Annotated in this window: 13 protein-coding genes and 1 other RNA gene; 6 read left to right on the top strand and 8 right to left on the bottom strand. The window is 65.5% G+C overall.

Annotated elements, in window-relative coordinates:
* The first annotated feature begins 360 nt into the window (after positions 1 to 360).
* From CLM60_RS19770 to CLM60_RS20765, 6 genes are all read left to right on the top strand, one after another.
* Complete coding sequence (locus CLM60_RS19770; RefSeq protein ID WP_095590884.1) at positions 361 to 3123, top strand: Rne/Rng family ribonuclease; 2763 nt, start codon at positions 361 to 363, stop codon at positions 3121 to 3123.
* A gap of 152 nt (positions 3124 to 3275) precedes the next feature.
* On the top strand, positions 3276 to 4028 hold the full coding sequence (locus CLM60_RS19765; protein ID WP_095590883.1) for a cytochrome c biogenesis CcdA family protein: 753 nt from the start codon (positions 3276 to 3278) through the stop codon (positions 4026 to 4028).
* Positions 4029 to 4094: 66 nt separating this feature from the next.
* Positions 4095 to 5309 carry a hypothetical protein gene (locus tag CLM60_RS19760; protein ID WP_095590882.1) on the top strand — a complete coding sequence of 405 codons (1215 nt, stop codon included), beginning with the start codon at positions 4095 to 4097 and terminating at the stop codon, positions 5307 to 5309.
* On the top strand, positions 5306 to 6658 hold the full coding sequence (locus CLM60_RS19755) for a cytochrome P450 (protein WP_095590881.1): 1353 nt from the start codon (positions 5306 to 5308) through the stop codon (positions 6656 to 6658). Before CLM60_RS19760 ends, CLM60_RS19755 begins: the two co-directional genes overlap by 4 nt.
* A 161-nt stretch (positions 6659 to 6819) precedes the next feature.
* Positions 6820 to 7047 carry a hypothetical protein gene (locus CLM60_RS20770; protein ID WP_141246567.1) on the top strand — a complete coding sequence of 76 codons (228 nt, stop codon included), beginning with the start codon at positions 6820 to 6822 and terminating at the stop codon, positions 7045 to 7047.
* Positions 7048 to 7111: 64 nt separating this feature from the next.
* Positions 7112 to 7345, top strand: coding sequence for a hypothetical protein (locus CLM60_RS20765; protein WP_141246566.1), 234 nt, complete (start codon positions 7112 to 7114; stop codon positions 7343 to 7345).
* Here the strand turns inward: CLM60_RS20765 and CLM60_RS19745 are convergent, their stop codons facing one another.
* The 8 genes from CLM60_RS19745 to ssrA form a co-directional block, all read right to left on the bottom strand.
* Positions 7346 to 7582, bottom strand: coding sequence for a ribbon-helix-helix domain-containing protein (locus CLM60_RS19745; protein ID WP_095590879.1), 237 nt, complete (start codon positions 7580 to 7582; stop codon positions 7346 to 7348).
* 123 nt (positions 7583 to 7705) lie between these two features.
* Positions 7706 to 7885: a DUF4169 family protein gene (locus CLM60_RS19740; protein WP_095590878.1), complete on the bottom strand. Its 180-nt coding sequence runs from the start codon at positions 7883 to 7885 to the stop codon at positions 7706 to 7708.
* Between the two features lie 83 nt (positions 7886 to 7968).
* On the bottom strand, positions 7969 to 9363 hold the full coding sequence (fumC, locus tag CLM60_RS19735; protein ID WP_095590877.1) for a class II fumarate hydratase: 1395 nt from the start codon (positions 9361 to 9363) through the stop codon (positions 7969 to 7971).
* A 103-nt stretch (positions 9364 to 9466) separates the two neighbouring features.
* On the bottom strand, positions 9467 to 9928 hold the full coding sequence (locus CLM60_RS19730) for an SspB family protein (protein WP_095590876.1): 462 nt from the start codon (positions 9926 to 9928) through the stop codon (positions 9467 to 9469).
* Between the two features lie 74 nt (positions 9929 to 10002).
* Positions 10003 to 11259 (bottom strand): chromate efflux transporter, encoded by a 1257-nt coding sequence (gene chrA / locus CLM60_RS19725; protein WP_095590875.1) that lies wholly within the window; start codon positions 11257 to 11259, stop codon positions 10003 to 10005.
* A gap of 3 nt (positions 11260 to 11262) precedes the next feature.
* Complete coding sequence (locus CLM60_RS19720; protein WP_095590874.1) at positions 11263 to 12072, bottom strand: chromate resistance protein ChrB domain-containing protein; 810 nt, start codon at positions 12070 to 12072, stop codon at positions 11263 to 11265.
* 108 nt (positions 12073 to 12180) lie between these two features.
* Positions 12181 to 12603 carry an ester cyclase gene (locus CLM60_RS19715; protein WP_095590873.1) on the bottom strand — a complete coding sequence of 141 codons (423 nt, stop codon included), beginning with the start codon at positions 12601 to 12603 and terminating at the stop codon, positions 12181 to 12183.
* A 77-nt stretch (positions 12604 to 12680) separates the two neighbouring features.
* Positions 12681 to 13029, bottom strand: a transfer-messenger RNA (tmRNA) gene (gene ssrA / locus CLM60_RS19710).
* Between the last annotated feature and the right edge of the window lie 29 nt (positions 13030 to 13058).

Here is a 13058-nt window from a genome sequence, read left to right as displayed (position 1 = left end):
CCCGGCTTCTGCCGCTAAGGTTGTTCGAAGGCATATCGGTTTCACACCGACCGCGCCTTTTTTAAAGTTTTACTGCGCCTTGGCACCGGTGGGCCGCTTGCGGGTCACGTGTAAAGAAGCTGCAGAGAATGGCCTCCGGGCCGCTGAATTTCCGCCCCTACAGGTGGGACATAAACAAATGCCCGACGGGCATTGGAGACAAACCGCGATGGAACGCGTGAGCATGGACAGGCACGAAAACGGCAGGCTGAATGCCTTTGCCGGGCGCCCCATGACTTGCGCAATCGCCCGAACAAGACACCACCCGCAGCCCCTGCGCCCGACCGGGCACAGGGGTTTGCCGCGGTGCAAAGAGACAATATGGCTAAGAAAATGCTCATCGACGCCACCCACGCGGAAGAGACCCGCGTTGTCGTGGTGGACGGAAACAAGGTTGACGAATTCGACTTCGAAAGCGTCAACAAACGGCAACTCGCCGGCAACATCTATCTGGCAAAGGTAACGCGGGTCGAACCCTCGCTTCAGGCCGCGTTCGTGGATTACGGCGGCAATCGGCATGGGTTCCTGGCGTTCTCGGAAATCCATCCCGATTACTATCAGATCCCTGTGGCCGACCGCGAGGCGCTGCTGGCCGAGGAACGCGAACTGGCCCGCGCCGCGGCCGAGGATGAAAACGACAGCCCCAAGCCCAAGCGGTCGCGCTCGCGCCGGTCGCGCAGCAAGGCGGCATCGGCCAAGTCCAAGGATGCGGTCGAAACCCGCGAGGTGACCGATCCGATCCCCGGCATGGATGTCGTGGATCTGGACGAGGACAAGACCGACAGCGATCTGGTCGACGCGGTCAGCGATGACACCCCCCAGGAGGCCCCGGCGACCGAGGACAAAGCGACCGAGGCCAAGGCTCCCGAGACCGGCGAGGACACCGCCCGCGACACCGCCGATCAGGCAGCCGACAAGGCCGATGACGACGATGCGTCCGAGGATGACGACACCACCGAAGCCGCGGGCGATCTGCCCGACGCGGCGGCCCGCGACGACGCCATCGAGGATGTCGCCGACGAGGACGTGACCGAAGAGATCCGCCCGCGCAAACCCCGCGCGCGCCGCTACAAGATCCAGGAGGTCATCAAGGTCCGCCAGATCCTGCTGGTGCAGGTCGTCAAGGAAGAGCGCGGCAACAAGGGTGCGGCGCTCACCACCTATCTGTCGCTGGCCGGGCGCTATTGCGTGCTGATGCCCAACACCGCCCGTGGCGGCGGGATCAGCCGCAAGATCACCAACGCCACCGACCGCAAGAAGCTGAAGGAAATCGCGTCCGAGATCGAGGTGCCCGAAGGCGCCGGTCTGATCATCCGCACGGCCGGTGCCAAGCGCACCAAGGCCGAGGTCAAGCGCGACTATGAATACCTGATGCGGCTGTGGGAACAGATCCGCGAACTGACCCTGAAATCCATCGCGCCCGCGCCCATCTATGAAGAGGGCAACCTGATCAAGCGCACGATCCGCGACCTTTATAACCGCGAGATCGACGAGGTGCTGGTCGAGGGCGAGGCCGGCTATCGCGTGGCCAAGGATTTCATGAAAATGATCATCCCGTCCCACGCCAAGAACGTGAAACAGTATATCGACCCGATGCCGCTTTTCGCGCGCTATCAGGTCGAAAGCTATCTGTCGTCGATGTTCAACCCGACGGTTCAGCTGAAATCGGGCGGCTATATCGTGATCGGCGTGACCGAGGCGCTGGTGGCGATCGACGTGAACTCTGGCCGGGCCACCAAGGAAGGCTCGATCGAGGAAACGGCGCTGAAGACCAACCTGGAGGCCGCCGAAGAGGTCGCCCGCCAGCTGCGTCTGCGCGACCTGGCCGGTCTGATCGTGATCGACTTCATCGACATGGAAGAGCGGAAGAACAACGCCGCCGTCGAAAAGCGCCTGAAGGACCGGTTGAAGACCGACCGCGCCCGCATTCAGGTGGGCCGCATCTCGGGCTTTGGCCTGCTGGAGATGAGCCGCCAGCGCCTGCGCCCCGGCATGATCGAGGCGACGACGCAGCCGTGCCCGGCCTGTCACGGCACCGGCCTGATCCGGTCGGATGACAACCTGGCCCTGTCGGTCCTGCGCCAGCTGGAAGAGGAATGCGTGCGCGGCCGCAGCAAGGAATTGCTGGTCAAGGCGCCCGTGGGCATCGTCAACTACCTGATCAATCAGAAGCGCGAACATATCGCCCAGATCGAGGCGCGCTATGGCGTGGCGATCCGGCTGGAGGCTGACGGTCACCTGATCAGCCCCGATTTCAGCATCGAACGGTTCAAGACCGCGACCCGGCATGTGCCCGCGCCCTCGGCGCCGGTGATTTCCATCGATACCTCGGATCTGGACATGCCCGAGGAGGTCGAGGTCGAGGCCGAAGCGCCCGATACCGGCGAGACCGGCGATGCACCCGCGCCCAAGAAGCGCCGCCGCCGCCGCCGCCGCAAGAAAAGCAGCAACGGTGCCGATGGCAACGGGGCAGAGGGCAACACTGCCGAGGCCGCTGAAAACGCCGATGCCGCACAGGCCGAGGGCGACGACAGCCCCGCCACCGACGGGGCGGATGCCGCGACCGATGCCGTCGAAGCGCCCGCCGCCGACGCGGCCGAGGCCCCCGCTGCCGAGGAATCCGCCGAGGCGCCGAAGAAGAAGGCACCGCGCAAGCGCACCCGCAGCAAGAAGACCGCCGACAAGCCCGAGGCAGAGGCAGAAGCCGAAACTGCCGACAGCGCGGAACCTGCGGAGCCCGCCGAGGCGGCGACCGAAGACGCGCCCGAGGCCGAACCGGCCCCCAAGAAGACGCCGCGCAAGCGTGTCAGCCGCAAGAAAAAGCCCGAGGAGGCCGCGGCGGATGTAACGCCCGAACCCGCGCCCGAGGAACCGGTGGCCGCGGAAACGCCCGCGCCCGAACCGGCGGCTGAGCCTGTCGCTGCGGCAGAGCCGGAACCGGCCCCCGAGCCGGTCGCCACTGCAGAGCCGGAACCCGCGCCGGAACCAGAACCCGCGCCGGAACCGGAGCCGGAACTGGTCACGAGCGACGAGGCCGACGATGACAAGCCCAAGCGTCGTGGCTGGTGGTCGCTGGGCCGCTGATCCGACAGGCAACACACACCGATAACAGGGCCGGGGGTATTCCCCGGCCCTTGTCATTGGCGGGGTTGTGACAATTTTCCACGGCAATGTGAGCGCGCGGCAGGTGACGGCGCCCACCGGACAGGATATCTGGGGTCAGGCAAGGAGACCGCATGTTTGGAATCGAGCTGATCGACGCCGGGATGATCCCGGCCATGACCGTGGCGTTGATCGCCGGGCTGATCAGCTTTCTGTCGCCCTGCGTTCTGCCCATCGTGCCGCCCTATCTGGCCTATATGGGCGGGATTTCGATGAACGAGATGTCCGAAAACACCCAGGCGCGCCGTGGCGTGATGCTGGCGGCGCTGTTCTTCGTTCTGGGGCTGTCCACCGTGTTCCTGCTGCTGGGCTTCACGGCCTCGGCCTTTGGGGCGTTCTTCCTGCAAAACCAGGATTGGTTCATCAAGGGCGCGGGCGCGGTGGTGATGATCTTCGGCGCGCATTTCGTCGGCGTCTATCGCATCGGGTTTCTGGACCGCGAGGCACGGTTCGACGCGGGCGACCGGGGCGGCTCGGCCTTTGGCGCTTATGTGCTGGGGCTGGCCTTTGCCTTTGGCTGGACACCCTGCATCGGCCCGCAACTGGGTGCGATCCTGTCCATGGCCGCGTCCGAGGCCAGCTTGACCCGCGGCACCGTCCTGCTGGCGGTCTATGCCGCGGGGCTGGGCATTCCGTTCCTGCTGGTGGCGGCGTTCTTCCCGCGGCTGAGCGGCCTGATGGCCTGGATGAAACGCCATATGGAACGGATCGAACGCATCATGGGCCTGCTTTTGTGGACCATCGGGCTGATGATGCTGACCGGCGGCTTCACCGCGTTTTCCTATTGGCTGCTCGAGATGTTCCCGGCGCTGGCGCAGCTGGGCTGAGGCCCCCTTACTTTCGCCCTGAACGCCGGTTAGAGTTTTCGCCAGAGCAGTCGGAATGGGTCGTCGATGACAGGTGCGGTTTCACAGCCCGTCACATCGCGCCGGGTTTTCTATATCCCCGGCTATGACCCGATTCCGCCGCGCCGCTATCGCGAGCTGTACCGCCGCGAAGGCGCCGCGCAGGCCGACATCTCGGGCCACAAGATCACGCTTGGGCCGCCGCAGATCGATCATGGCGGGTTCGGCTGGCATGTCAGCGCCCTGATCGAAGGCCAACGCGTTGAGGCCGAGGTCGAGGTGCTGGTCTGGTCCGATATCGTGCGCGGCTCGATGGCGCAGGGGATCGCCGCGACCTATGGCCAGCTTGTGCGCACCGCGTGGACCTATATCCGGTCGGGCGCGCTGGGGCGGCTGATGCGGCTGCGCAAGGGGCCGGTGATCGCCGCGCTTTATCCGATCGGTATGCTGTTGCTGCAACTGGCCGTCGCGCTGGCCGTGGCGCGCGGGGCCGGGGCGCTCTTGGCACGCGGCGGGGTGCCGGGGCTGGGCTGGCTGGGGCTGGCGGCGGTCTGGCCGGTGCTGGCGTGGTTCCGGCGGCTGGATGGCCGGCTTTATGCCTATTACCTGATGCATGATTATGCCTTTGCCGCGCGCTGGGGCGGGGCAAACCCGCCCGCGCTGGACGCCCGGCTGGCCGAATTCACTGACCGCATCGCCGGGGCGCTGCGCTCGGATGTGGACGAGGTTCTGGTGGTCGGCCATTCCTCGGGCGCGCATCTGGCGGTGTCGGCGCTGGCCGATCTGATCCGCGCGGGGCAGGTGCCAGCGGATGGCCCGGCGCTGGCCTTTCTGTCGCTGGGGCAGGTGGTGCCGATGATGTCCTTCCTGCCGGGGGCCGACCGGCTGCGCGGCGATCTGGCGTTTCTGTCGGCCAGCGATCGGCTGACATGGGTGGATGTGACAGCGCCGGGCGACGGCTGTTCCTTTGCGCTTTGCGATCCCGTGGCGGTCAGCGGCGTGGCGCCGCCCGACAAGCGTTGGCCGCTGGTGATTTCGGCGGCCTTCACCCAGACGCTCAGCCCCGAAAGGTGGGCCGCGCTGCGCTGGCGGTTCTTCCGGCTGCATTTCCAGTATCTCTGCGCGTTCGATCGTCCGGGCGATTACGATTATTTCCGCATCACGGCGGGGCCACGGACGTTGGGGGCGCGGTTTGCCGGGCGCAAACCCTCGGCCAGCCGGATCGAAACCCCGCTGTCGCCGCACCGGTCGATCCGCGCATGAGCCTGCCGCCGAAACCCGCCGCGCGCCCCGAAAAGGTGTCGTTCTGGCGCTATCTGCGGCTTTTCCGCGCCGATATCCTGTCGGCGCAGCCCGAAAAGCTCTATCGCGCGAAGATGGCCGAATACCGCACGCCGTTCTTTCGGTCGTTCCTGATCAACGAACCGGATCTGATCCGCCAGGTGCTGCGCGAGCGCCCGATGGAGTTCCCGAAATCGAACCGCGTGGGCGAGGGGCTGCGCCCGCTTCTGGGCAATTCGGTCTTTCTGACCAATGGCGCGACATGGCAGCGGCAACGCCGCATCATCGGCCCCGCGTTCGAAGGCGGTCGTCTGCGCGACACGTTTCCGGCGATGCGCGATGCCGCCCGCGCCGCCGTCGCCCGACTGTACGAGGGCACGATCGAGATCGAGGCCGAGGCCAGCCATGCCGCCGCCGATGTGATCTTTCGCACGCTGTTTTCGATCCCGATCCAGCATGCGTTGGCGGCCGAGGTGTTCGACGCCTTCCGCACCTATCAGCGCAGCCAGCCGATCCTGAACCTGGCGGCCTTTCTGCCGTTGCCGCGCTGGCTGCCCCGGGGCCACCGGCGCCAGACCCGCGCGGCGGCGCGCCTGATCCGCGACCGGATCACCCGCCTGACCGCCGACCGGATGGACGCGATCCGCGCGGGCACCGCGCCCGACGATCTGGCGACCAAGATCATGACCATGCGCGACCCTGAAACGGGCGCATGCTTCGACACCGAAGAGATGGTCGATCAGGTCGCGATCTTCTTCCTGGCCGGGCACGAAACCAGCGCGGCGGCGCTGTCCTGGGCGCTCTATCTGCTTGCCACGCATCCCGACATCCAGGACCGCGCCGCCGCCGAGGTCACCGCGCTGGGGACCGAGATCACGTTTTCCGACCTGTCGCGCCTGCGCCTGACGCGCGATGTCTTCCGCGAGGCGCTGCGCCTGTATCCGCCGGTGCCGATGATGGTGCGTGCCGCAGGCGTCGAAACCCCGTTCCGCAACCGGTCCGTGCGCCGTGGTGACCAGATCGTGATCAGCCCCTGGCACCTGCACCGCAACGACCGGTACTGGGCCAATCCCGACGCGTTCGATCCCGACCGCTACACGACTCAGGCCGGGCAACAAGCCGCGCGCCAGGCCTATTACCCGTTTTCGGCCGGCCCGCGCGTCTGCCCCGGCGCGGGCTTCGCGATGCTGGAAGGGACGCTGATTCTGGCCGAGATCCTGCGCGCCTTTCATCTGGCCCCGGTCGACGGAGAAACACCGATTCCCGTCGCCTATCTGACCGTGCGTACCCGCGACGGGCTGTTTCTGACCTTGCGTCGGCGGGCGAAGTGACGCCGCGTCAGAAACTGTCGCTCCCTATATATATTGTAACAAAAACAATATGTTATAGAATATCACGACGAAAATGTGACGCTTTTCGGGCCGGTTTTCCCCGTAAGTTTCCCCGCCGCAACGGGTAACGTGATCCCCGTAGCCAGTTTCGTGGGGGAGACATGACTCAGACACGTCGCAGCAAAATCCGCATCGCCATTCCCGGATGGCGCACGCGTCCGGCACCGCCAGAGCCGGAAGCAACCCGCAAGGGCCGGATTGAGGAATTCCGCCAGGCCTTTGCCCGTGACCTGAACCCGCATGGTCACGGCGAAGAACGTCTTAGCGTGGCAGAACGCCGCCTGGCCGAAAGCAGCGCCCGCCTGCACGCGGCCCTGCGCCAGAATTAACCCTTCGGTCGCCTTTATGGCGATACCATGTTGAAAAACAACCGCAACGTGTCTAGCGTCACAGTTGAGCCAGAATCTCAAGGGGAGAGCCGGCATGAAAAATACACGAGCAAACAACGGTCTATGGGGCCTTTCTGTCCGCGCGCTGTTCGGCGGCGGTCCCGAAGCACCCGCAGCCACCGCGTCGCGGCCTGCAAAGGTGCCAATGACCAAATCCGAAATTCAGCATCTTTTCGCCCGCGAACTGGGCTATGTGCGGGATTTCTCGTCCAAGATGCAGCAGCCGGCGCTGCGCTGATCACTCCGACAGCCGCGCCGCCTCGGCCCGGTAATGATCCAGCACGAACAGCCGGATCGCCGAAGCCAGACCAACCTCCAGCCCCCGCGCCGCATCGATTTCCGCCGCCAGCTCGTTCAAGGCCAGCCCGCGCGCGGTGGCGATCTGCCGAAACGCCTCCCAGAACGGATCTTCCAGCGAAACGCTGGTGCGATGACCCTTCAGGGTCAGGGAATGCTTGCGTGGCCGGTCGGTCATGACGACCGGTTAGCACGACAGGGCCCGGCCTGTCACCGCAACAGCCGCTTCATTGTTCCACAAATACTCTGGGGGAGGCTCCGCGCGGCACGCGCGGTGACGGGGGCAACGCCCCCCTGGTCGCTATCCGTCCTCGCGCCGGTGATCGTCCAGCAGCCGCCGCGCCCGCTCATCTGCTGCCGTTTCCCGCGCCTTTTGATCCCGGCTTCGGCCGAATTTTACCGCGTTCGCATCGGCCTGCGCCTTGCGGTCGGCCCGGGCGCGGGCCTTGCGGTGCTTGTTCAGGTTGATCGGCGTCGTCATGGCACCAGTCAACGGCAATTCCCACCCGCGCGCAAGCAAAAGGGCGGCCCGATCGGACCGCCCCTTGCCGATGTCACGCCGGATCAGTCCTTGGGGCCGATCATCTGTTCGGGCCGCACCACCTTGTCAAAGGTCGCCTCGTCCACAAAGCCCAGCTTGATCGCCTCTTCCTTCAGGGTCGTGCCGTTCTTGTGCGCGGTCTTGGCCACGGTGGTGGCGTTGTCATAGCCGATGGTGGGCGCCAGCGCGGTGACCAGCATCAGGCTTTCCTTCATCAGCTTGTCGATGCGCGGCTCATTGGCCTTGATGCCCAGCAGCATCCGCTCGGTAAAGCTGTCAGCCACATCGCCCAAAAGCTGCATGGATTGCAGCAGGTTATAGGACATCATCGGGTTATAGACGTTCAGCTCGAAATGCCCTTGCGAGCCTGCGAATTTCATCGCCGCGTCATTGCCCATGACATGGGCGGCGACCTGGGTCATCGCCTCGGCCTGGGTCGGGTTCACCTTGCCGGGCATGATCGACGAGCCGGGCTCGTTTTCGGGCAGGATCAACTCGCCCAGACCCGAACGCGGGCCCGAGCCCAGGAAGCGGATGTCATTGGCGATCTTGTACATCGCGCCCGCGACAGTGGCCAAGGCGCCCGACATGAAGACCATCGCGTCATGGGCGGCCAGCGCCTCGAACTTGTTGGGCGCGGTGACGAAGGGCAGGCCGGTGATTTCCGCCATGTTGGCGGCCACGGTCTCGCCCCAGCCTTTTTGCGTGTTCAGCCCGGTGCCGACGGCGGTGCCGCCTTGCGCCAGCTCATAGATACCCGGCAGCGCGGCCTCGATGCGCGCGATGCCCTGACGGATCTGATGGGCATAGCCCGAGAATTCCTGCCCCAGCGTCAGCGGGGTGGCGTCCTGGGTGTGGGTCCGGCCGATCTTGATGATGTCCTTGAACTCGGCCGATTTCGCCTCCAGCCCCTCGGCCAGCTTGGTCAGGCCGGGCAGCAGCACGTCGCGCACGGTCATCGCGGCGGCCACATGCATCGCGGTGGGGAAGGTGTCGTTCGACGACTGACCCATGTTGCAATGATCGTTGGGATGCACCGGATCCTTGGACCCGATCACGCCGCCCAGGATCTCGATCGCGCGGTTGGCGATCACCTCGTTGGCGTTCATGTTCGATTGCGTGCCCGAACCCGTCTGCCACACGACCAGCGGAAAGTTGTCGTCGAACTGGCCCGCGACGACCTCGCCCGCGGCCTGGATGATGGCATCGGCCAGCTTGGTGTCCAGCTTGCCCGAGGCCTTGTTGGCCTGCGCACAGGCCTTCTTGACCACCCCCAGCGCGCGCACGATCGCGACGGGCTGCTTTTCCCAGCCGATGGGAAAGTTCATGATCGAGCGCTGCGTCTGCGCGCCCCAGTATTTGTCGGTGGGAACTTCCAGCGGGCCGAAGCTGTCGGTTTCGGTGCGGGTGTCGGTCATCAGGGCCATCCTCCGGTATAGCGTCGCAGAAGGCTATAAGCGGGTGGCGCGGGCTTGACAATCTGCCGGGGCGGGGTTTGCGCTATCAGGCCGGTCTGGCGGCTTATTTGCGGAAACTGTCCAGGCTGACGACCTCGGCGTCGGCATGGGCCGGCGCGTCGGGTTCCTCGGGCGGCAGCGGCTCTTCGGGCGCGTCATCCTCGTCGTCGTCCTGGGTTTCGAACCGCAGGCCGAATTCCACCGACGGATCGACAAAGGTGCGGATCGCGTCATAGGGGATGTGCAGAGGCTCGGGCTGGTCGCCGAAATTCAGCGTGATCGAAAAGGCGTCCTCGCCGACCGTCAGGTTATCGAACCAGTGCTGGACCACCACCGTCATCTCCTCGGGGTAGCGGGCGCTTAGCCATTCGGCGATCTGCACATCGGGATGGGTGGTGTCGAAGGTGATGAAGAAATGGTGCTGGCCCGGCAATTCGCCGTCACGCTCGATCTGCTGCAGGACCTGTTTGATCAGGCCGCGCATGGCATTGTGCATCAGGTTGCCATAGTCGATTTCGTTCGGCATCTCGGACCCCGTTCGTTTCGCACAGCATAGGCGATTCTGATGGGTTGAAAAGGGGCAGGCCGGAATTTGATCCCTCAGCTCAGAACGCCGCCCAAAAGCCCCGCCACCGCCATCAGCGCCAGCACCGGCAAAAGCGGCCAGCGGCGCCACAAAAGCAGCCCCGCCGCCACCGCCGCCAGCGCCAAGGTCAGCGGTTCGATCGTCTGTGGATCGGGCAGGGCCAGCCGCAACGGCCCCGCGCGCCAGGTGGTCACCTGCGTGAAAAAGACATGCAACGCGAACCAGATCGACAGGTTCAGGATCACGCCGACCACGGCCGCCGTCACACAGTTCAGCGCGCCCGACAGCCGGGGCAGCGTGGCCAGCCGGTCGATAAAGGGCGCCCCGGCGAAGATCCACAGGAAACACGGCATGAACGTCACCCACAGCGTGACCAGCGCGGCCAGGGTGCCCAGCCACAGCCCGCCCGCCTTGAACCCCGCCAGGAACCCCACGAATTCCGTCACCAGGATCAGCGGGCCGGGTGTGGTTTCGGCCAGCCCCAGCGCATCCATCATCTCGGGCGTGCTCAGCCAGCCGCGAATGGTCACGACCTCTTGCGTCATATAGGCCAGCACCGCATAGGCGCCGCCAAAGGTCACCACGGCGAGTTTCGAGAAAAACAGCGCCAGCTGCGGCAGGATACCGGGCGCCAGGATGGTCAGTGCTGCCACCGGCGCCAGCCACAGCGCGCCCCAGATCAGCACGGTGCGCATCAGTCTGGGTTTCGCGGCGGGGGCAGGGGCGGTGGCCGTCGACCCGGGCGCCGTGGTCAGATAGCCGTAAAGCGCGGCCAGCCCGATCAGCAGCGGGAACGGCACCCCAAGCGCGAAAATCCCGACAAAGGACAGCCCCGCGATCGCCCAGCGGTCGGGGCCGTGCAGCGCGCGTCTGGCGACCTTCAGCAGCGCCTCGATCACGATGATGACGACCGTGGCCTTGATCCCCAGGAACAGCGCCTGAAACAGCGGCAGCGCGCCATAGGTGGCGTAAAGCGCCGCCAGCGCCAGCATCACCAGCGCGCCGGGCAGCACGAACAGCGCGCCCGCCAGCACCCCGCCCGGCACCCCGCGCAGGCGCCAACCGGCATAGGTGGCCAGCTGCATCGCCTCGGGGCCCGGCAGCAGCATACAGAAGCTGAGCGCGCGCAGGTACTGATCCTCGGTCAGCCAGGGGCGGTCCTCGACCAGTTCGCGGTGCATCACGGCGATCTGGGCCGCCGGGCCGCCAAAGGACAGGATGCCGATCCGGCCGAAAATGCGGGTCATCTGACCCCAGTCTGGTGCGCCCATGGCTCAGCCCCGTAGCCCGGGCCAGTCATGGCCCTCGTCGACCCCTTCGCGGGCCCAGCGATAAAGCGCGTCATAAAGGACCATGCCGGCCCCCAGCTGCGCCTGATCGTCCTTGTACGCGCGGGAAAGCCCCACGGAAAGGGCCAGCAGGCCCGCGCATTGCGGCGCCAGGTCGTGGCGGTTGGTGTCGGCGCCCCGGATCACGGTCGCCATACGGTCCAGCGCCGGGTCGCGCAGGCCGAAAAGATCCAGCATCGTGTCGAAACTGCACAACGCGCCCCGGTGGCTGAAGGCGACATCTTCGACATCGAACGGGGTCGCGCCGAACCGGTCGGCCACATCCCGCACGGCGGCGGGGGACACGAACAGGACCCGCGCCCTTGGATCGACGAAACGCCGGATCAGCCAGGGGCAGGCGATGCGGTCGATCCTGGGCCGGTGGCGCGTGACCCACAGCGTCTCATCGCTGGGCGGGACCGGGATCGCGGCGGCGTTGACCATCGGCGCCCCGGCCGCAGCCCAGGCCCGCTTGCCGCCGTCCAGATACTCGGCCGGTGTGCCATCGGCCCGCAACCAGGCCACGACACCCTGGCTGAGCTTCAGCCCCTTCTGACAGGCAATGACTGCCGCGCGGCCGCCCAGGCGCGCCCGCAGGCCGGGCAGGTCGGTATGGGCGTGGCGCAGCGCCCCCGGGATCAGGCGCGGGTCGGCGTCGAAATCGGGGTCGATGCAGACATCGACGATCACCGGCGCGGCGGGGGTGCCGATCAGCCGGGACAGTTGGGAAACGGAAATCGCGTTCAGGACAGCCATGATGCATCCTCCATCGACATGGATAGGGATGCGAAGCTTGGGCTGGCGCCTCACGGGGTGTTCGCAAGCGACCCCATGGCCCGATCAGAGCGCGGCGCCGCCCGGCTGTCAAGCGGCGATGGTACCGGTCAGGAACATCGCCATCGCGTCCTCGGGCAACAGGCCCACCTGTTCGAAAAAGGCGAAATAGTCGAACTGGTTGAACGCCTCGGCGATCTTGTCGCCCTCGAACCGCGCCATGATCTGCCCTTGCAGCTTCACGTTCTGGCCGGTCTGGGTGGTGCCCTTCAGCGTGATCACCGTGGCCAGCCAGTCGTCCTTTTCCATGGTCGGGCTCAGTTCGAAACTGCCATCCTCCAGAAAGCCGCGAAACGCCTCGACCAAGGTCTTGATGTCGGTGGCGCCGACCACGTCATTGGCCATGAAGCCCGCCGCGGCGGCTTCGGCGGTGAAAAAGTCGTCAACGGCCGACAGATCGCCCTTGAGCCAGACCCGTTCATAAAAGGCCTGAAGTATTTCGGATTTGGTCATCTTGCATCCCCTGATCGCAAAAACACGGCCCCCTTGGTACGGGCGATGGGTTAACAAGCGCTAAAGGAATGTGGAAAAGTGCAGGCTTCTGTTGCCAGGTGCCTGCGAACCCCGCCAGCCGTTGCTAGACGACTGGGCTTAAGATTTCGATTCCTCGAACTGCTTACGCAGCCAGAGCAACCGGAGCACGATTGTCGTTGGCAATTATGCTTAGCGAACCGATAACGGTGGTATCTCACCGGGACAAAGCTAACACCTTTAGACGTTCGTCGATCCTGTTTCGGCCCCAGAATCCCCCAACGAGGGTATTTGGTGGAGCCGCCGGGTACCGCCCCCGGGTCCGATCCGCTTATTACGAGCGCGTTTATGTCCATAGTCCCGAAGGACATACCGAATATAAGGACCCGTTCCGGCGCGATCAAGCGGTGATCGACAGACGATCAAAAAGACAGGTT

The organism is Actibacterium ureilyticum (genome assembly GCF_002285435.1).
GTDB classification, from domain to species: domain Bacteria; phylum Pseudomonadota; class Alphaproteobacteria; order Rhodobacterales; family Rhodobacteraceae; genus Actibacterium_C; species Actibacterium_C ureilyticum.
Note: the sequence above shows the minus strand (reverse complement) of the source record. Positions and strands in the feature narration are given on the sequence as shown.